Origin of the sequence: Marimonas arenosa, from assembly GCF_030848945.1 — a bacterium.
GTDB classification, from domain to species: domain Bacteria; phylum Pseudomonadota; class Alphaproteobacteria; order Rhodobacterales; family Rhodobacteraceae; genus Marimonas; species Marimonas arenosa.
Genome location: NZ_JANHAX010000001.1, coordinates 868,906 through 888,282 on the forward strand (window position 1 = coordinate 868,906; position 19,377 = coordinate 888,282).

Here is a 19,377-nt window from a genome sequence, read left to right on the forward strand (position 1 = left end):
ACCAGGAAGGTCCCAGATGTCAAAATCCCTCGCCCGTGTGAGACAAGCCCTGCAGAACGTCTCGGCGATCGTTCTGGAAACCGGCGAGGCGCGCACCGCGCAAATGGCCGCGGACGAGCTTGGCGTGGCGGTCGACCAGATCGCCAAGTCGATCATTTTCCGCGGTGAAGACAGCGGCGACGCGGTTCTCTTCATCACCGCCGGCGGCAACCAGGTCGACCACGCGAAAGCGGCCGGGCTCGCCGGCGAACCGCTGGGCAAGGCCGACGCGGCGCTGATCCGCGCCCAGACCGGCTTTGCCATCGGCGGCGTCGCGCCCGTGGGTCACCTCAACCCGATCCGTGCCTTTCTCGACCCGCGGCTGCAGGACTTCTCTCTCGTCTGGGCCGCCGCCGGCACGCCGCGGCACGTCTTCTCGGTTTCACCGGACGATCTTCTGCGAGTCTCGGGGGCCACGCTGGTCAACTTCACCCTCTGAGGACCACGGACAGCCATTGTCCCCAAAAAATCCAAACCGCAACAAATTGAATTACAACCATAATCTGGAAAAATGTAAAAATCTTTCACATTACCCCTTGCCAAACCCATCAGGGTTGCCAATCTTATCAATGTGAAAAGCATTCACATCACGACCCGCACGGAAACGATTTGACAATGGAGACTCTGATGACCACAGCCGCCCCCCACGCAGAAACCTCTCACCGAATGGGATGGTTCGCACGGGCCGAGGCCTGGCTCGACGAGAAAGGCAAAGGTGCCTGGATCGCTGCCATGGTGCTTGGCTTCATCCTGTTCTGGCCGATCGGCCTCGCCCTTCTCTTCTACATGATCTGGAGCAAACGCATGTTCAACGGTTCCTGCGCCCGCCGCCGTCACCGCAACGGCGATGTTCGTATCGACATCCGCGCCGCCCGACGTTCGTCCGGCAATACTGCCTTCGATGCCTACAAAGAGGAAACCCTGCGTCGGCTCGAAGACGAGCAGGAACAGTTCGAAGCGTTCCTCCAGCGCCTGCGCGACGCCAAGGACAAGGCCGAGTTCGACCAGTTCATGGACGAACGCGCCCGCGAGGCCGCCAAGCCGCGCGACACTGACGAGGACGTCAAGCAAGAGGCCTGATCCCGACCGCTTCCACCGCTTCGGCCCGGCCTTCCCGCCGGGCCGGGGCTTTGCCTGCGCCCCCGGCTCTCCTATATCCCTGCCATGACCCAACGCTGGCACCTCCCCGACCCGCACTCCCAGCCCGAGTTCTATGCCGACGTGCCGTTGAAACGGTTCCTGGCCTTCCTTTTCGACACGGTGCTGCTCCTGATCGTTGCCCTGCTGCTGGCGCTGCTGACCTTCGGCCTGGCAGTGCTTCTGCTGGTGCCGACGTGGTGGCTGCTGAATTTCGCCTACCGCGCCATCACCCTGGCCAACGGGTCGGCCACCTGGGGCATGCGGCTTGTCGCCATCGAATTCCGCACCGCCGACGGCCGCCGCTTCGACCAGCACGAGGCGTTCCTGCACACGCTGGGGTTCATGCTGTCTTTCACATTCTTCCCGGTTCAGGTGATCTCGATGATTCTGATGGCGACCTCGCCGCGGGCACAGGGGCTGACCGACCGGATCATGGGCTGCGTCGCCATTAACCGACGGGCGCAGGCGTGACTGCGGCACGCCGTCACCGGAGCGTCACGCGTTAACACCGATTTTAATCAAAGCTTTGACATCACCGCGGCGCTTGATATCGTTTCGCTGTCAACCCATTTGTCGATACCATGCGCCACACCCTTCCGCTCGCACCGCAGTTCTACGTTACCGCGCCGCAGCCCTGCCCCTATCTCGAGGGCCGGATGGAACGGAAACTGTTCACTGCCTTGCAGGGGGACAGTGCGCAGAAACTGAATGACGCGCTGTCGAAACAGGGCTTCCGGCGCTCGCAGAACGTGCTCTACCGGCCATCCTGTTCCGATTGCGCCGCCTGCCTCTCGGCCCGCATCCGGGTCGAGGACTTCGCCCCTTCACGAAGCCAGAAACGCGTGCTCAAGCGCAACGCCCATCTCGAACGCCGCGCCACCAGCCCATGGGCGACCGAGGACCAGTTCGCCCTGTTCCGCCGCTATCTCGACAGCCGCCACGCCGAGGGCGGCATGGCCGACATGGACGTATTCGAATTCGCTGCGATGATCGAGGAAACCCCGATTCGCTCGCGCGTGATCGAATACAGCGATTCCCGGACCAACGCGCTCGCCGCCGTGTGCCTGACGGATGTGCTCGATGATGGACTGTCGCTGGTCTATTCCTTCTTCGACCCGGATCTGGCGCGCAATTCGCTGGGCACCCATATCATTCTCGATCACATCGCCATCGCCCGCGATGCCAGCCTGCCCTATGTCTATCTCGGCTACTGGGTGCCGGGATCGCCCAAGATGGGTTACAAGGCCAAGTTTTCCGGGCTCGAAATCTATCATCGCGGCGAATGGCAGAAGCTCGACGACCCGTCCGCGTTCGAGGCCGACCCCCATCCGCTCTCGACCGACCCGATCGCCGAGCAGGTGGCAAATATCTCGCTGCCCAATCTCGGACGACGTTGAGAGTCTCGGGCCCCGCGCCCCACCCACGTGTCATCGGACCCGGGTCATGGCGCCGACCCAAACACCCGGCCTCCCTACCCTCCACCCCGACTGGGATTCCGATGATCCGCCGGGGCTTCTGCCTGGCACGGCGCGGCGCGTTAACCTTGACGATCGGTTAATCCATACGCGATCGTCTGCCATACGCTTTGAAGCCTGCTTGCCAGCCAACATGCCAGCATCAGCGACACCGACCGCGCGCTGCCGTTAACATCAGCATTGATGATAGGTCGGAGTCCGCGGCGACGCACCGCCCGGCGGGTCGCCCCCGGCGAGGCATCGATCACCGCCGAATTTCCACTTGATGCGCAAGACTCCCCGTCTTGCGCAACAATATGTCGCAGGAAAACCGCGCTGCGACATGTTTTTCCCGTCGTTATCGGTTGACGCCCCGTTTTCGCCCCCCTAATGTCCGCGCACGCATGAAGGAGCGCTCGCGCATGACCACGCTGATCGTACTTGTAGGAAAGACGCGCATGGGCCGGTAACGGAACCGATGTTTCGCCCCATGCGCCCCCGCCGGAACGGGGGCTTTTTTATGCGTGAAACCAAAGTGTTAGACGGAGCTTAGAGAAAGATGACACGTCAGATGAGCGGAGCGAGAATGTTGGTCCAGGCCCTCAAGGATCAGGGCGTGGAAGTGGTATTCGGCTATCCCGGCGGCGCCGTGCTTCCGATCTATGACGAGATCTTCCAGCAGAACGACATTCGCCATGTCCTCGTCCGCCATGAACAAGGCGCCGTCCACGCCGCCGAAGGCTACGCCCGCTCCACCGGCAAGCCCGGCGTCGTCCTCGTAACCTCCGGTCCTGGTGCAACAAATGCCGTCACCGGCCTGACCGATGCGCTGATGGATTCGATCCCGCTGGTGGTGTTTTCGGGCCAGGTGCCGACCTTCATGATCGGCAACGACGCCTTTCAGGAGGCCGATACCGTCGGCATCACCCGCGCCTGCACCAAGCACAACTGGCTGGTCAAGGACACCGGGTCGCTCTCGAGCACGATACACGAGGCCTTCCACGTCGCGACCTCCGGCCGCCCCGGCCCGGTGTTGATCGACATCCCAAAGGACGTGCAATTCGCCGCCGCCGCCTACACCCCGCCGCAGAAGACCAAGACCTCGCACTACCAGCCGCAGGTCAAGGGCGACATGGAGGCCATCACCGAACTGGTTGAAGCCATTGAAAAGGCAAAGAAACCGATTTTCTACACTGGCGGCGGTGTGATCAACTCGGGCTCTGCGGCCAGCCAGCTCCTGCGCGAACTGGTGGACGCCACGGGCTTTCCCATCACCTCGACGTTGATGGGGCTCGGCGCTTATCCCGGAAGTGGCGACAAGTGGCTTGGCATGCTTGGCATGCATGGTCTCTACGAGGCCAACATGGCCATGCACGGCTGCGATCTGATGATCAATGTCGGCGCCCGCTTCGACGACCGCATCACCGGCCTGGTCTCGGCCTTCAGCCCGAATTCGAAGAAAGCACATATCGATATCGACCCGAGCTCGATAAACAAGGTGATCAAGGCCGATATCCCGATCGTCGGCGATGTCGGCCATGTGCTTGAAGATATTCTGAAGGTCTGGAAAGCCCGCGGCCGTAGGACTGACAAGGAAGGGCTGCAGAACTGGTGGGCCCAGATCGAGCAGTGGAGAAAGATTGACTGCCTGAACTTCAAACAGGACGGCAAGGCGATCAAACCGCAATACGCGATCCAGCGGCTTGAGGCTCTCACCAGGGACATGGACCGCTACGTGACAACCGAAGTCGGCCAACACCAGATGTGGGCCGCTCAGTACATGACCTTCAATGATCCGAACCGCTGGATGACCTCGGGGGGCCTGGGCACCATGGGCTATGGCCTACCGGCATCCGTTGGCGTGCAGATGGCGCACCCCGAAGCACTGGTCATCAACGTCGCCGGCGAGGCCTCGTGGCTGATGAATATGCAGGAAATGGGCACTGCGGTGCAATTCCGCCTGCCGGTCAAGCAGTTCATCCTGAACAATGAACGGCTTGGCATGGTGCGCCAGTGGCAGGAACTTTTGCACGGTGAACGCTATTCCCATAGCTGGTCCGAAGCATTGCCGGATTTCGTGAAACTCGCAGAAGCGTTCGGGGCCAAGGGCATCAAGGTCGACAAGGCTGCCGACCTCGACGAGGCAATCAAAGAGATGATCGCCTATGACGGCCCGGTGATCATGGACGTGCTGGTCGAGAAACACGAAAACTGTTTCCCGATGATCCCCTCGGGCGAACCGCACAACAAGATGTTGCTCGGCGAGGCCAGCACCAAGGACGCCATCGGCTCGAAAGGGGCTGTTCTGGTCTGACCCGGACCGCGCAGATAAGGATTTGTTCACATGTCAGCACTAAAAATCAAAAAAGGCTCGACCAAGCATTCGGCTTACAACCTGCGCCCGACCTTCAGCGATGTGGAGGAAAGCCACACCATCGCCGTCGTGGTCGACAACGAACCGGGCGTGCTGGCGCGCGTCATCGGGCTGTTTTCAGGCCGGGGCTACAACATCGAAAGCCTGACCGTGGCCGAGGTCGACCATACCGGCCATACCAGCCGGATCACCATCGTCACCAACGGGACACCGCAGGTGATCGAACAGATCAAGGCGCAGCTCGGACGCATCGTGCCGGTCCACGAGGTCCATGACCTCACGGTCGAAGGCGCGGCAGTCGAGCGGGAACTGGCACTGCTGAAGGTTCATGGCGACGGCGAAAAACGAGTCGAGGCTTTGCGGCTCGCGGATATCTTTCGCGCCAACGTGGTCGACAGTACGTTGGAAAGTTTCGTGTTCGAGATTACCGGCACGCCGGAAAAGATCGATGCCTTTGCCGATTTGATGCGCCCGCTGGGTCTCGAAGAGGTTGCCCGCACTGGTGTCGCCGCCCTGTCCCGCGGGATCTAATCGTCAAGAAGCGAGGCGCCTGGTCTCACCGCGCGGCGCGAACCGTACCACGTTGCTGCCGGATGCTGCCGTGTCCGTGGCATGCATAGCCGGATGCCCGTCCCCGATGCTGGCGCCACGCGCAATCAGGCTTTCGGCGAGTCCGGGGTATTGCTGCTCGGCGATCAGCTTGGGCTCGGTCGCCAGACGCATGTCGCGTCCTTCGCTGACATGGAACGACACCAGATCGCCGGCATCGAGAGAGCAGCCGTCGAAGACGCTGTCTTTGCTTCCATGGTAGAACGCCAGATCACCGTGATCCTCGCACCAGATCACGGCCTTGTTTTCGTCTTTTTGGCTCCAGAGAACGACACCATACATGACAAGCCCCAACCTTGTTTCCTCGGAACGATTTTTTGAAATTCCGGCCTTGTTGCAAACTCCTGAATACGTGTCTTGGCTGTCTGTTATTGTGTCATCAACGCGCGCTTATGACGCGACATGGCGTCAGGATTGACGCAGTTTTGCGTCACACCACGACCAACGGTCTGCTAGGATGACAAGGGAATCGGCAAAGGACCGAACACCGCGATGAAAACTTGGGACAAGTCGGCCACGTGACGACGAAGTACGGACAAGGTACAGGTCAAATGGATCCAGCCGAACTGCGCAGCATCTTCGGCGCGAACCTGCGTCGGTTGTCGCGGCGATATCAATCGGTGGCGGGCCTTTGTCGGGAACTGGGCATCAACCGGACGCAGTTCAATCGGTATCTTTCAGGTGAAAGTTTTCCCCGCCCGGACGTGCTGTATCGGATTTGCGGTTTCTTCGGCGTCGATGCGAGAATCCTTCTGGAACCGGTTGAGGCCATTCAGCCCGACAACCGTGACCTCTTTAGCCATCCCGCGGTGTCGGAATTCCTTGGGCATGGATCGGTGAACGTCGCGGAAGACGAGTTCCCCTCGGGGTTCTATCGCTTCAGCCGGCCAAGCTTTGTCAATGACAACCAGTTTGTCGTGGGGCTGGTCTATGTGTTCCGCAGGGACGGATTCTGCTTTGTTCGTGGCTACGAGCCCAAAGAAGCGATGCGTCAGCAAGGATTGCAGACCGACGCGGCAAGCCGGGAGTTTCGGGGGGTGTTCCTGCGTCAGGAACAGGGCGTCGCCGCCCTGATCGCGCGGCACAAGGCGCTGACCTGCTCGTTCAACTTCCTGTCGCGCGTGTCGTCCTATGAGAACAACTTCTGGGAAGGATATGCCACCCGCACGGTCCGCGAAAGCCTCAACGGGCGCCGGGCGGCACGTATGGTTTACGAGCATATTCAGACGAACCAACGGGCAATCTTCCACACCGCCCGTCACGGAGGGTTGACGGCCCGCGAGGACCTGCACCCGTTTCACGCCAAGCTACTCAACCTCGACGTCCCGTTCCGCTGAGCCCGCGGCTCACGCGGCCTCCGGTGAACTGATCAGATCGTAGAGATGCCAGCTGGCGTGCCCCAGCAGTGGCAGCACGAGATACAATCCGAGAAACGCCGGGATCATCGCCACGAAGGTCAGAACCGAGATCAGCACCGCCCAGAACAGCATCGGCATCGGGTTTTTCAGCACGGTCTGGAAACTGGCGATCATGGCAGTGACGAAATCGACCTCGCGGTCATGCAGGAGCGGCATCGAAATCACCGTGATCATGAAGAGCAAGAGCGCGAAGGCCGCACCGACAAGCGTGCCGACGGTCAGCATCATCAGCCCGTTCGGTGTTAAATAGACTTCGAAGGAGCTCGACACGTTGGTCATGGTCGAAAGCCCGAGGAACAGGGCGAAGATCATATGGGCGAGAAAGAACCAGAACAGGAATATCATAATGATGACCGCGCAGAGCGACGGTAGCTGCCGCCGGCCCTGTCGCGCAACCGTGGTGCAAACGAACCCGACATCAAGCTCCTTGCCACGTTCCAGACACCGTGAAACCTCGTAAAAACCGCAGGCAGCAAACGGCCCGACCAGCGGAAAGCCAACCGCCGCGAAAATCAGCCAATAGGATTTGCCGGTGACCCAGGTGACATAAGCCAAGATCAGTCCGATAATTACATAGGCGCTGGCGAACAACAAACTGTAGCCCGGCGCGCGCTTCATGTCCGCCCAGCCGCGGCGCAGCGCCTCGTTCAGCATCCAGAATTCGACGGCCCGGAGTTCGGGTACACCATGTTCGAGAGTTTCTTCCATCTCTCCTCCCTTTTTTGTTTTTGAAAGGAAGGAGACTGCTTTTTCAAAGATATTTCAAGTCTTGGCGAGCATCGGCGGTTTCTGGGCGACAAGCCGCGTTGCCTCATGCCAAGCCTGACCGATCCGAAGAAGCCTGGAATCGCTGCCGCGTGGGCCGAACAGTTGCAGCCCGGCAGGAAGACCATTGTCGCCGAAGCCTGCGGGGATGTTGAGGCAGGGCAGCCCTATCAGGCTGACCGGAATCACCACCTCCATCCAGCGGTGATAGGTGTCCATGTCCAGACCGGCGACCTGTTTCGGCCAGGCCCACTCGACCGGGAACGGCCAGACTTGGGTGGTCGGCAGGAGCAAGGCGTCATAGCCTTCAAACAGCTCGGCCGCGCGTGTGAACCAGTTCGACCGGATCACGCTGGCGCAGTGAATGTCCATCGCCGTGAAGCTGAGACCGCGTTCGATCTCCCAGATTGCCTCGGGTTTCAGTTTGCTCCGGGTTTCCGGGTTCTCGTAGAGCGCCGCGTAGCTTCCCGCAACGGCCCAGGACCGCAGGGTGATCCAGGACTCCCAGATCTGCGCTGCATCAAACCCCGGATCGACCGGCTCGACTTCAATGCTGAGATCCGCGAAGCGCGACATGGCGCGTTCGCAGAGCGACATGAGCCCGCCTTCCACTGCATAGGCCCCGCCCCAGTCGCCGAGCCAGCCGACCTTCGCCCCTGTCACCGGCGCGTCGATGCCGGGAAATACCGGTTCGGCCGGACAACCATGTGGCTGGCGCGGATCCGGGCCGGACTGCACGTCGAGCAATGCGGCGATGTCGCGCGGACTGCGGCCCATCGGCCCGTTGGTGGAAAGCTGGTGCAGGAACGTGTCGCCCTGCGGCTCGGACGGCACCCGCCCCCAGCTGGGCCGGAAGCCATAGACGTTGTTCCAGGCCGCGGGGTTGCGCAAAGACCCCATCATGTCGGATCCGTCGGCCACAGCCAGCATCCGGCAGGCCAGCGCGGCCGCCGCCCCACCAGATGAGCCGCCGGCCGACCGGGACAGATCATAGGGGTTGTGCGTGGCGCCATGCACCGGGTTGAAGGTGTGCGAGCCCAGTCCGAATTCAGGCGTATTGGTCTTGCCGATGATGATGGCGCCCGCCGCGCGCATCCGGGCGACCATGATGTCATCGGCCTCGGCCACCTGCCCTGCGAAGATCGGCGAGCCCTTTGAGGTCGGCAGCCCCTTGGCATTGGCCAAGTCCTTGATCGCCTGAGGCAACCCGTGCATCCAGCCCTTGCGACGGGTGTTGTCGGCGGCGCGGGCTTCGGCAAGAAGGTCGTCGGGATCCCGCAGCGAGACGATGGCATTGACGTCGCCGTTGACAGCCTCGATCCGGTCGAGGGTCAACCGCATCAGTTCTTCGGCGCTGATCTCGCCCTTCTCCAGCGCCGCGGCCTGTTCCAGCGCATCTTTGTCCAGAAAATCGCCCATGCCTTGTCACTCCCCAGCAATTGTCCTGAAGGTTAGTGCGATCTGGCCGCGTTGCAATCGGTGATTATTCCTCGGCCTGCGCCTCGGCGCGGCTCTTGCCGCTTACATCCATGGCCAGGGTGGCAGCCATGAACTTGTCGAGATCGCCGTCGAGCACGCCTTGGGTATCCGAGGTCTCGACTCCTGTCCGTAGGTCTTTGACCATCTGATAAGGCTGCAGCACGTACGAGCGGATCTGATTGCCCCAGCCGGCATCGCCCTTGGCCTCGTGCTGGGCGTTGATCTCGGCATGGCGTTTTTCCAGCTCAAGCTGATAGAGCCGCGATTTCAGTGCCTTCATGGCAATGTCGCGGTTCTGGTGCTGCGACTTTTCCGAGCTGGTCACGACGATACCGGTCGGATTGTGGGTAATCCGCACTGCCGAGTCGGTGGTGTTGACGTGCTGCCCACCGGCACCTGAGGACCTGTAGGTGTCGATGCGAATATCGGCCGGGTTCACTTCTATCTCGATATTGTCGTCGACCACCGGGTAGACCCAGACCGAGCAGAACGAAGTATGCCGGCGCGCCGCGCTGTCATAGGGTGAAATCCGAACCAGCCGGTGGACGCCGGATTCGGATTTCAGCCAGCCATAGGCATTGTGGCCGGAAATCTTGTAGGATGCCGATTTTATCCCAGCCTCATCGCCGGGCGAAACCGACTGCAGTTCTACCTTGTAGCCTTTCTTCTCGGCCCAGCGCACATACATGCGCGCCAGCATCGAGGCCCAGTCGCAGCTTTCAGTGCCCCCTGCCCCGGCATTGATCTCGAGGAAAGTGTCGTTGGCGTCGGCTTCTCCGTCGAGCAGCGCCTCGAGCTCTTTCTCGGCGGCCTTCTTAGCCAGAGTTTTCAGCGCGGCTTCCGATTCCGTCACCACTTCGTCGTCGTCCTCCATCTCGCCAAGCTCGATCAGTTCGACATTGTCGTCGAGTTCCAGGCGGATCGACGTGTAGGTTTCCATCGCGTCCACCAGTGTCTGGCGCTCGCGCATCAGCTTCTGCGCGGCCGCCGGATCGTCCCACAGGTTGGGGTCTTCGACGCGGGCGTTGAATTCCTCGAGCCGGTGCTCGGCGGTCTCCCAGTCCATACGCTGCTTCAGCAGGTTGAGAGACTTTTCTATTTCGGCCACGACGTTCTGGGTTTCGGCACGCATTTTGGTTTCCTGAAATTCAGCCTGGAACCGGGTGATAGACCAGCGGCTTCGCCGCGGCAAGGTGCTGGCGGGCTCAGTAAAGCCCGCCCGAACTCAGCGTTCCGAAATTCGCCTTGGGACCCACGACGGCCTTTTTGCCGGTCGATGTCGTGACTTGGCGCCCGCTCTGTTCGACCTCTTCGAACAGCGGCAGGTTCGCACCCATGGCAAAACCGCCATCGAAGGTGATGCCGAAGATAGGCTCCTCGCCTTCACGGAAGCACTCTGCCACAACCCCGGGGCCGCTCGCATCATCGGAAAGCCGCGCACCCGACAAGCGGTCGATCTTGATGAACTCGCACTCCTCCGGAACCCGGAATTTGCCACCGCCATATTTCGTGATTGCCTTACTCATGAAGCGCTGGAAGACCGGGCCGCACATCCCGCCGCCCGACGCGCCGCGGCCAAGCGACCGTGGGGTATCGTAGCCGATATAGCAGCCCGCAACGATGTTCGAGGTAAAGCCGATGAACCATACGTCCTTGGCATCGTTGGTGGTCCCGGTCTTGCCGGCTACCGGCACCGGCAGATTTACCGCTTTCGACGCCGTGCCACGCTGCACCACGCCCTGCATCATCGAGGTGAGTTGATAGGCAGTCACCGCATTCATCACCCGTTTGCGGTCCGAGGTGATAGTAGGGCTTGCGTTGCGCGGGATCGCGGAATCGCCGCAATCGGTGCAGTTGCGGTTGTCGTGGCGATAGACAGTGTGGCCGTACCGATCCTGCACCCGGTCGACCAGCGTGGGCTCCACCTGCTCGCCGCCATTGGCGAACATGGCATAGGCCGAGACCATCTTGAACAGCGTGGTTTCTTCCGACCCCAGCGCGTTGGCCAGGAACTGGCCCATTCGGTCATACACGCCGAAGCGTTCGGCATACGCGGCCACCACCTCCATTCCGACTTCCTGCGCCAGCCGTATGGTCATCAGGTTTCGAGATCGCTCGATGCCGGTGCGCAGAGGCGCGGGCCCATAGAACTTGTTGGACGCGTTTTTCGGCCTCCACACCCCTTGAGGAGTATCGATCTCAATCGGAGCATCGACCACGATGGTTGCCGGCGAGTAACCGCTATCGAGCGCCGACGCATAAACGAAAGGCTTGAAGGACGAGCCAGGCTGGCGCCGTGCCTGAGTGGCGCGATTGAACACCGAGTTCTGGTAGGAAAATCCGCCCTGCATGGCAATCACCCGACCGTTGTTCACGTCCATCGCCATGAAACCGCCTTGCACCTCGGGCACCTGGCGCAGCGTCCAGCGGATAAAACTGCCATCAGCGTCGGCGGTCATCCGGCGAACATGAACGACATCGCCCACGTCGAGAAGATCACCGGCTACCCGCGCCTTGCGGCCCAGCTTGCCGTCGACCAGCTGTTTGCGCGCCCACTGCACGTCCTTGGCGGGAATCCAATGCCCGTCCTCGTCGTCGGGCACGGACTCGATGCCGATTCTCGCGTCGTTGTCGCCGACTTCCAGCACGACGGCAGGGTACCAGGTGTTCTTGAATTCAATGTCGCGAGCGACCTTAGTTTCTGCCAACGCCGCACGCCAACTCTCCTCGCTACCTAGTTTTTCGACCGGGATAGATTTGCCGGCGCCGCGCCATACGCCGCGAGCGCGATCATATTGCTCCAGCTGCTGCCGCAACGCCTGGGCAGCGATTTTCTGCATTTCCGGATCGATGGTGGCGCGCACACTCATGCCGCCGGAAAAGAACTCCTCCTCGCCGAAATCCTGGCTGAGCTGCCGGCGGATTTCATCGGTGAAATAGTCGCGTGGCGGCAAGGCCAACTTGTAGCTTTCGAAGTCGTTGTTCTGAACGGTGCGCAACGGCGCCGCGCGCTCGGCTTCATAGACGGCCCGGGAGATATAGCCGTTTTCCATCATCTCCTTGAGAACAAAGTTGCGCCGCTGTGTCAGGCGTTCCTTGCGACGAACTGGATGATAATCGGACGGCGCCTTGGGCAACGAGGCCAGCGTCGCCGCCTCGTGCGGCGCGAGCTCGGACAGGGTCTTGTTGAAATAGGTCTGCGCCGCGGCGGCGACACCGTAGGAGTTTTGCCCCAGAAAAATCTCGTTGAGATAAAGCTCGAGGATCTTGTCCTTTGACAGGCTCTCTTCGAGACGGGTGGCAAGGATGATCTCTTTGATTTTGCGTTCGACGCGGCGGTCGCCGGACAGCAGGAAGTTCTTCATCACCTGCTGAGTGATGGTCGAGGCACCGCGCACGTTCTGTCCGCGCGACTTGATCGCCTCATAGGCGGCGGAGAGAATGCCGCGGGTGTCATAACCTTTGTGGCTATAGAAATTTTTGTCTTCGGCACTGATGAAGGCCTGTTTGACCAAATCTGGGATATCTTCAGCCGGGACGAACAGACGGCGTTCCTGGGCGAATTCGTCGATGATCTTGCCTTCTACCGAGTAGATGCGGCTGATCGTCGGTGGGGTGTATTGGGCCAGACTCGCGTGGCTGGGCAGATCGCGGCCGTAAACCCAGAAGATCGCCCCCAGCGCAAGGGCAATCCCCATCAGTCCCAATGTCATCAGGCTGAACAGCCCTCCAAGGGTGGAAAGAAAAAATCTGAGCACGCAAGACCCCTGCCAATTGCCAAGCCTATATAAGGTCCGGCCCGGTTATCGTCAAAACACAAAGCCGGGCCACTTCGGCCGTTTCCCGCCGCTACCTGACGGTTATTGCCGGACCAGATCGCGGGCCGCCCGGTCAGTGATCATCCAGGCCTGAATCCCGTCCCGCAGCGCCGCCGCGGCCTTCCGCCGCCAGACCGGATCGGCGAGGTTATTGAAATCGCGGTCGCTCGACAAAAAACCGACCTCGAGAAGGACCGAGGGGATATCCGCCGCCTTCAGCACCGAAAACGCCGCCGAGCGAAAAGGATGGCGGTTGAGTGGAACACCAGTTGCCTCCAGCGAATCGACAATCGAGCGGGCCAGCATATCGGTGCGCGGCTGAGTTTCAAGCCGCGCCAGATCGAGCAACACGTCGGCCACCACGTCGTCACGTCCGGTTAGGTCGACGCCCGCCAGTATGTCGGCACGGTTGTGGCGCTCGGCAAGAAGCGCACTGGCCTCGTCGCTGGCCTGGTCGGTCAGCTTATAGACAACGGCACCGTGGGCCCGCCCCTCGCTCAGCATGTCGGCGTGCAGAGAAATGAAAAGTCCCGCCCCGGTCTGATGCGCAATCGCCACCCGACGTTCGAGCGACACGAAACGGTCGTCTTCGCGAGTCAGCGCCACATCCACGCCGTCGACCCTGAGAAGAGCATCGCGCAAATCGAAGGCAAAAAGCAGCATGAGTTCCTTCTCTTGAAGCCCTTCCCGTTCGGCACCCGGATCGATGCCGCCATGGCCGGGGTCGATCAGAACGGTCAGCCGCCCTTCCCCGACATCTGGCTTCGGCCGCGGCAGATCGGGCGGCACACTGCCCCAATCGGGACCAAACGGCGCGACCGAGCCGGCTTCGAACGCCTCGCGCGTGGCATGGGCCAGTTTCACGTCGAGACGGGCCTGGCCGTTTATGGGATCAACCCGTAAGTCGACCAGATCTACCACCATCGGTTGGACCAGGTCGATCACCATGCGCGACCAGCCGGGGCGGACGCCTCCGAAGCGCACGGCGTTGACTCCGGCCGCCCGGGCCAGCGTATCGGTCTCGAGCCCCGTCCAGTCGACCTCGCGGAAATCGAGCACCATCCGGTCGGGATCGGGCAAAGTATAGACGCGGTATGGCACACCCTGGCTCAGCCCCAATTCCAGGTGCAGCCCGCTCCGCAGGTCGGAAACTCGGCTGGATTCCGGATCGACTCGCGCCAGGCCAGAAAAGTCCTGCGCCCCGGCAATGGAGGCGAGAACGATCGCGAATGCGGCGACGAAGACCCTGATGACTCTGCTCATGCCCGTGCTTTTCGGCTGATTTTCTCGCAGTCTAACGCAATCGCTCGGGTTTGGGAATCACCTGCGGTCGCGCATGTAAGCTTCGAGTCGCCGCAGCCCCTCGCGGATATCGTCGGTCGAGCGGGCATAGGAGAAGCGCAGCGTGTGACCGCCGCGCTCGCGGTCGAAATCGAGCCCCGGCGTGACTGCCACGCCAGCTTTCTCCAAAAGTTCCTCCGCAAACGCAAGGCTGTCTTCGGTGTACGCCGAAACATCGGCATAGACATAGAACGCCCCGTCCGGCGGCGCGATCTTGTCGAAACCGGCCACCGGCAGGCCTTGCATCATCAGGCGACGGTTTTCGCGATAGACCTCGAGATTGCCTAGCAACTCCTCGTCGCACTCCATTGCCGCCAGTGCAGCTACCTGGCCCGCGTGCGAGGCACAGATGAACATGTTCTGCGCCAGACGTTCGATCAGCCGGACGTGATCCTCGGGCACCACCATCCACCCCACGCGCCAGCCGGTCATCGAATAGTATTTTGAGAACGAATTGATTACATAGGTCTCGTCCGTGATCTCCAGCGCGGTCACCGCCTTCGCCTCGTATTCGATGCCGTGGTAGATCTCGTCGCTGATGAAGGCGGTTCCGATCTCGGCACATGCCCCGACTAGCGCGGACATCGCGACGTGGTCCAGCATGGTCCCCGAGGGATTCGCTGGCGAGGCAACCATCAACCCCTGCAGATCGAGCCCGGTCAGTTCCTCCGGTACTGGTTGCAGGCGGTTTTCCGCTTTCGTCGGAATTCCCACCGGCACGATATCCAGTGCCCGCAGAATCTGGCGGTAAGACGGGTAGCCCGGTTCGCCAATTCCGACCCGGTCTCCGGCGTCAAACAACGCAGTGAAGGCCAGCAAGAAAGCGCCCGAGGAACCAGCCGTGACGATCACCCGTTCCGGAGAGAGATCGACGTTGTAACGCTCGCCATAGTGCTGCGCGATGCGGGCACGCAAAGCCGGCAGGCCGAGCGCCACTGAATAGCCCAGCGGTTCGCTTGCCATCGCCTGCATCAGCGCCGTCCGGGCGCCCTCCGGGGCAGGCGTGCCGGGCTGGCCAACCTCCATGTGGATTATGTGCCGGCCGGCCTCTTCCGCCTTACGTGCTGCCTCCATGACGTCCATCACAATAAAGGGATCGACCGCCCCGCGCCTTGAGTTCCGCATGGTTTTCTTCCTATCAATGCCGAGACCGTCTTACACAGGGAACGGGGGCTGCCGTCAATGCAGCGTGTCTTGAGCATACTTGCCGCGGCGGCCTTCCTGGTTGCGACCGTGCTGCCCGCCCAGGCGGTGACCCTGCTTCGCGATCCCGACATCGAGCATGCGTTGAAACAGCTGGCCAAACCGGTGCTGACCGCAGCCGGACTGTCGAGTGCGCGCACAAGGATCCTGGTGGTCGATGACCGGACTCTCAATGCCTTTGTGATCGACGCCAATCACATCTTCATCCATTCCGGGCTGATCTCGAGGCTTCAGACCGCCGAGGAGTTGCAGGCGGTGATCGCCCACGAGGCCGCCCATATCGCCAATGGCCACATCGCGCGGCGTGTGCTTAACGCCCGTACCGCGAAGACCGCAGCCGGTATAGGGCTGGCGCTGGCGGCTGCGGTCGCGGCCAGCGGCGGCAGTTCCAAGGCCGCCGCCGCGTTGGGCATCGGCATCTCAAGTTCCGCCGGCCGCGTCTTCATGGGCCACACGCGGGCCGAGGAGAGCGCCGCCGATCAGTCGTCTGTGCGTTACATGGCGCGCGGCAATGTCGACCCACATGGCGCAGTGCGGGTAATGGAATTATTCTCCGGACAGGACCTTGTTTCCGCGGCACGGCAAGATCCCTATGCTCGCACTCATCCGATGTCGCGCACCCGGCTGCGCCACGTGAAGGCGTTGGCCGATGCCTATGGCGGCAAGATCAATCCCGATCCCGCCGCCGCCTATTGGTTCTCGCGCGTCAAAGGCAAGCTGACGGCGTTCCAGCGGGCACCGAAATGGACCCGACAACGCGCCGGGGAAAGCGCCGCCGAAGACATCCGCCTGATGCGTCTGGCGGTCGCCTATCACCGCGACAGCAATACCTCGAAGGCTGTCGCGACGATGAAATCGCTTCTCGCTTTGAAACCGAAAGATCCTTATTACCACGAGCTTTACGGGCAGATCCTGCTGGAAAGCCGGCAGATGAAGGCAGCGCTGACAGCCTACAAGAACGCGGTCAATCTCGCTTCACGTGATGCGCTGATCCTTGGCAGTTACGGTCACGCGCTGATCGTGACCGGTAACGCAAAGGCGGCGCTGCCGGTGCTCGAAAAGGCAAGGGCCCGTGATGGGCAAGACGCGCGGGTGTTGCGTGATCTGGCCCAGACCTACGCCACGCTGAAAAATCCTGGCATGGCCTCGCTGGTCACAGCCGAACGCTATGCCCTGCAAGGCCGGATGAAAGACGCCGGCATACATGCAAAACGCGCGGCGGGCCTCTTGCCGCGCGGCTCGACCGGTTGGCAACGGGCACAGGATGTGCTTTCTGCCGCCGAAACCGCCTCGAAGAAAAAGTAACTGGGAGTCCCCATCGATGACACGCTATCTCGCCGCCACGCTCGCCATGGGTCTTGCCCTTGCCGGCCCGGCGCACAGCTTCGACCTCAACGCCATGTCCGACGCCGAGCGCGAGGCGTTCCGGGCGGAAATCCGGGCCTACCTGCTGGAAAACCCGGAAGTGATCATGGAAGCCGTGGCCGTTCTGGAACAGCGCGAAGCCGCTCAGCAAGCCCAATCCGACGCCAGCATGATCGCGGCCAACAGCGACGCTCTGTTCAATGACCCGAATTCCTGGGTCGGCGGCAACCCCGAGGGCGACGTTACCCTGGTCGAGTTTGTCGACTACCGCTGCGGCTACTGCCGAAAAGCCCATGACGAAGTCGCGGAACTGATCAAAAGCGATGGAAATATTCGATTTATCGTCAAGGACTTCCCGATTCTCGGTGAAGCCTCGACGGATTCGGCGAAATTCGCTATCGCGGTGCGGCAGATCGCCGGTGACGACGCCTATCATGCCGCCGGCGAGGCGCTGATCCGGCTCAAGGGCAATCCCGAAGAGCCGGTGCTGCGGCGGCTCGCGGGCACGCTCGGGCTCGATGCCGACGAGGTGATCGAGCGCATGGACAGCGACGAGGTCGCCGTGGTGATTGCGGCCAACCACGCGTTGGGTCAGCAATTGTCGATCAACGGCACGCCTACCTTCGTACTCGGCGACCAGATGCTGCGCGGTTACCTGCCGTTGGCCGGTATGCGCCGGCTGGTCGAGGAGACCCGCGCCGAGTGAGGCAACCAGCCGTCACACTGGCGCTGTGTCTCACCGCCGGCACGGTAGCGGCGGAAACCGACTTCACGGCGCTCACACCCGAGGAACGCGCGGTTTTCCATGCTGAAATCCGCTCGGTTCTTCTGGCTCATCCCGAACTGGTGCGAGATCGTCGTCAGGGAGCACAAGACACCTATGCCGAGGATATCGCTAACGATCTCGCGCTGATCCGCGACAACGCCGACCAACTGTTCGCTCCGGTAGCAACGGCCGAGCATTTCGGGCAGAACCAGGCGCGCAACGTGATCGCGGTGTTCGTCGGTCCGGACTGCCCCGACTGTGCTCGCGCCGTTGATGACCTGCGCGCATTGGCGGAAAGCCAAAGCCTCTGGGTGCAGGTGTTCGACCGCAAGGTCCAGCCCGGACTCGCTGACAGGCTGGGCGTCGACACGCTACCGTTCTACGTGTTTCCGAGAATGATGCTGCGCGGGGCCATACCGGCACCGGTCATCGCCCGCTATCTCGACCGCGGCACAGGCCAGTAGTCAATCGGCGGAAGTCGCTTCGATCTCGGCCGCACGCTTTTCCACCAGCCCGACGATGTGGTCGATCATCTTTTCATTGTCGAGCTTGTGATCCTGTTTACCCGCGACATAGACCATCCCCGACCCGGCCCCGCCGCCCGTAAAGCCGATATCGGTCATCAGTGCCTCTCCGGGACCGTTCACCACGCAACCGATGATCGACAGGCTCATGGGCGTGTGAATATGCGCCAGACGCCTTTCAAGTTCATCGACGGTCTTGATCACGTCGAAGCCCTGCCGGGCGCAGGATGGACAGGAGATGATATTCACCCCACGATGGCGCAATCCCAGAGACTTCAGGATCTCGAAACCGACCCGGACCTCTTCCACCGGATCGGCCGACAGCGACACGCGCAAGGTATCCCCGATCCCCATCCACAGCAGGCTGCCCAACCCGATCGCGCTCTTGATCGTCCCTGACACGAACCCGCCCGCCTCGGTGATCCCGAGATGGATCGGTGCATCCGTGGCTTCGGCCAGTTTTTGGTAGGCCGCCGCCGACATGAACACGTCCGACGCCTTTACGCTGATCTTGTATTCATGGAAATCGTGGTCTTCGAGAATGCGGATATGATCGAGGGCACTTTCCACCATCGCGTCAGGGCAGGGCTCGCCATACTTCTCGAGGAGATGTTTCTCAAGGCTGCCCGCGTTGACACCAATCCTGATCGAGCAATCGTGGTCTCGCGCCGCTGCGATCACCTCGCGCACGCGGCTTTCGGATCCGATATTGCCCGGGTTGATCCGCAGACAGGCCGCACCTGCCTCGGCCGCCTCGATGCCGCGCCGGTAGTGGAAATGGATATCGGCAATGATCGGCACCGGGCTTTCCGCCACGATTTCCTTCAGCGCCCTGGCCGAAGCTTCATCGGGCACCGACACCCGTACCAGGTCGGCCCCGGCTTCGGCGGCCGCCTGCACCTGCGCCACGGTGGCGGCCACGTCGGTGGTGGGCGTGTTGGTCATGGTTTGCACGCCAATCGGTGCATCGCCCCCGATCGGCACGGATCCTACATGAATCTGGCGGCTCTTGCGGCGTTCGATATCGCGCCACGGGCGGACGGGATTGTGCGTCATCGGCTGGATGTTCCTGGCAGGGCCCT

At 61.6% G+C, this 19,377-nt stretch carries 18 protein-coding genes; 10 read left to right on the forward strand and 8 right to left on the reverse strand.

Features of this window, described 5'->3' with window-relative positions:
* Window positions 1–16 precede the first annotated feature (16 nt).
* The 6 genes from NO357_RS04240 to ilvN all read left to right on the forward strand — a co-directional run bounded on the left by NO357_RS04240 (window position 17) and on the right by ilvN (window position 5,538).
* A complete protein-coding gene (locus tag NO357_RS04240) occupies window positions 17–478 on the forward strand; it encodes a YbaK/EbsC family protein (protein ID WP_306734357.1) in 462 nt (153 codons plus the stop codon).
* A gap of 188 nt (window positions 479–666) precedes the next feature.
* Window positions 667–1,119 carry a DUF2852 domain-containing protein gene (locus tag NO357_RS04245; RefSeq protein ID WP_306734358.1) on the forward strand — a complete coding sequence of 151 codons (453 nt, stop codon included), beginning with the start codon at window positions 667–669 and terminating at the stop codon, window positions 1,117–1,119.
* Between the two features lie 84 nt (window positions 1,120–1,203).
* A complete protein-coding gene (locus tag NO357_RS04250) occupies window positions 1,204–1,650 on the forward strand; it encodes an RDD family protein (protein WP_306734359.1) in 447 nt (148 codons plus the stop codon).
* A 110-nt stretch (window positions 1,651–1,760) separates the two neighbouring features.
* Window positions 1,761–2,576 (forward strand): arginyltransferase, encoded by an 816-nt coding sequence (locus NO357_RS04255; RefSeq protein WP_306734360.1) that lies wholly within the window; start codon window positions 1,761–1,763, stop codon window positions 2,574–2,576.
* Between the two features lie 616 nt (window positions 2,577–3,192).
* Window positions 3,193–4,947, forward strand: a complete 1,755-nt coding sequence (locus NO357_RS04260; RefSeq protein WP_306734361.1) for an acetolactate synthase 3 large subunit — start codon at window positions 3,193–3,195, stop codon at window positions 4,945–4,947.
* A gap of 30 nt (window positions 4,948–4,977) precedes the next feature.
* Window positions 4,978–5,538, forward strand: a complete 561-nt coding sequence (ilvN, locus tag NO357_RS04265; RefSeq protein WP_306734362.1) for an acetolactate synthase small subunit — start codon at window positions 4,978–4,980, stop codon at window positions 5,536–5,538.
* Window positions 5,539–5,541: 3 nt separating this feature from the next.
* Here ilvN and NO357_RS04270 read toward each other — a convergent pair whose 3' ends face one another.
* The gene (locus NO357_RS04270) at window positions 5,542–5,898 is read right to left on the reverse strand and encodes a S1 domain-containing protein (protein WP_306734363.1); all 357 of its coding nucleotides are present in this window, start codon (window positions 5,896–5,898) and stop codon (window positions 5,542–5,544) included.
* Window positions 5,899–6,134: 236 nt separating this feature from the next.
* On the opposite strand from NO357_RS04270, the gene NO357_RS04275 reads away from it, so the two are divergent.
* A complete protein-coding gene (locus tag NO357_RS04275) occupies window positions 6,135–6,953 on the forward strand; it encodes a helix-turn-helix domain-containing protein (RefSeq protein WP_306734364.1) in 819 nt (272 codons plus the stop codon).
* A gap of 9 nt (window positions 6,954–6,962) precedes the next feature.
* Here NO357_RS04275 and NO357_RS04280 read toward each other — a convergent pair whose 3' ends face one another.
* From NO357_RS04280 to NO357_RS04305, 6 genes are all read right to left on the reverse strand, one after another.
* The gene (locus NO357_RS04280) at window positions 6,963–7,742 is read right to left on the reverse strand and encodes a DUF2189 domain-containing protein (protein WP_306734365.1); all 780 of its coding nucleotides are present in this window, start codon (window positions 7,740–7,742) and stop codon (window positions 6,963–6,965) included.
* A 54-nt stretch (window positions 7,743–7,796) separates the two neighbouring features.
* Entirely contained in the window at window positions 7,797–9,218 is a 1,422-nt protein-coding gene (locus NO357_RS04285) for an amidase (protein ID WP_306734366.1), read from the reverse strand.
* A gap of 64 nt (window positions 9,219–9,282) precedes the next feature.
* Window positions 9,283–10,410, reverse strand: a complete 1,128-nt coding sequence (gene prfB / locus NO357_RS04290; RefSeq protein ID WP_306734367.1) for a peptide chain release factor 2 — start codon at window positions 10,408–10,410, stop codon at window positions 9,283–9,285.
* A gap of 73 nt (window positions 10,411–10,483) precedes the next feature.
* Window positions 10,484–13,036, reverse strand: a complete 2,553-nt coding sequence (locus NO357_RS04295; protein ID WP_306734368.1) for a penicillin-binding protein 1A — start codon at window positions 13,034–13,036, stop codon at window positions 10,484–10,486.
* Window positions 13,037–13,138: 102 nt separating this feature from the next.
* Complete coding sequence (locus tag NO357_RS04300; RefSeq protein ID WP_306734369.1) at window positions 13,139–14,359, reverse strand: N-acetylmuramoyl-L-alanine amidase; 1,221 nt, start codon at window positions 14,357–14,359, stop codon at window positions 13,139–13,141.
* A gap of 57 nt (window positions 14,360–14,416) precedes the next feature.
* Complete coding sequence (locus tag NO357_RS04305; protein ID WP_306734370.1) at window positions 14,417–15,562, reverse strand: pyridoxal phosphate-dependent aminotransferase; 1,146 nt, start codon at window positions 15,560–15,562, stop codon at window positions 14,417–14,419.
* 69 nt (window positions 15,563–15,631) lie between these two features.
* On the opposite strand from NO357_RS04305, the gene NO357_RS04310 reads away from it, so the two are divergent.
* From NO357_RS04310 to NO357_RS04320, 3 genes are read left to right on the forward strand one after another with little or no spacing between them, the layout of a single operon-like run.
* Window positions 15,632–16,945 (forward strand): M48 family metalloprotease, encoded by a 1,314-nt coding sequence (locus tag NO357_RS04310; RefSeq protein ID WP_306734371.1) that lies wholly within the window; start codon window positions 15,632–15,634, stop codon window positions 16,943–16,945.
* 16 nt (window positions 16,946–16,961) lie between these two features.
* A complete protein-coding gene (locus NO357_RS04315; protein WP_306734372.1) occupies window positions 16,962–17,711 on the forward strand; it encodes a DsbA family protein in 750 nt (249 codons plus the stop codon).
* Window positions 17,708–18,235, forward strand: coding sequence for a thioredoxin domain-containing protein (locus NO357_RS04320; protein ID WP_306734373.1), 528 nt, complete (start codon window positions 17,708–17,710; stop codon window positions 18,233–18,235). The genes NO357_RS04315 and NO357_RS04320 overlap by 4 nt, the downstream gene beginning before the upstream one ends.
* Here NO357_RS04320 and ispG read toward each other — a convergent pair whose 3' ends face one another.
* A complete protein-coding gene (gene ispG / locus NO357_RS04325; protein WP_306734374.1) occupies window positions 18,236–19,351 on the reverse strand; it encodes a flavodoxin-dependent (E)-4-hydroxy-3-methylbut-2-enyl-diphosphate synthase in 1,116 nt (371 codons plus the stop codon).
* Window positions 19,352–19,377 lie beyond the last annotated feature (26 nt).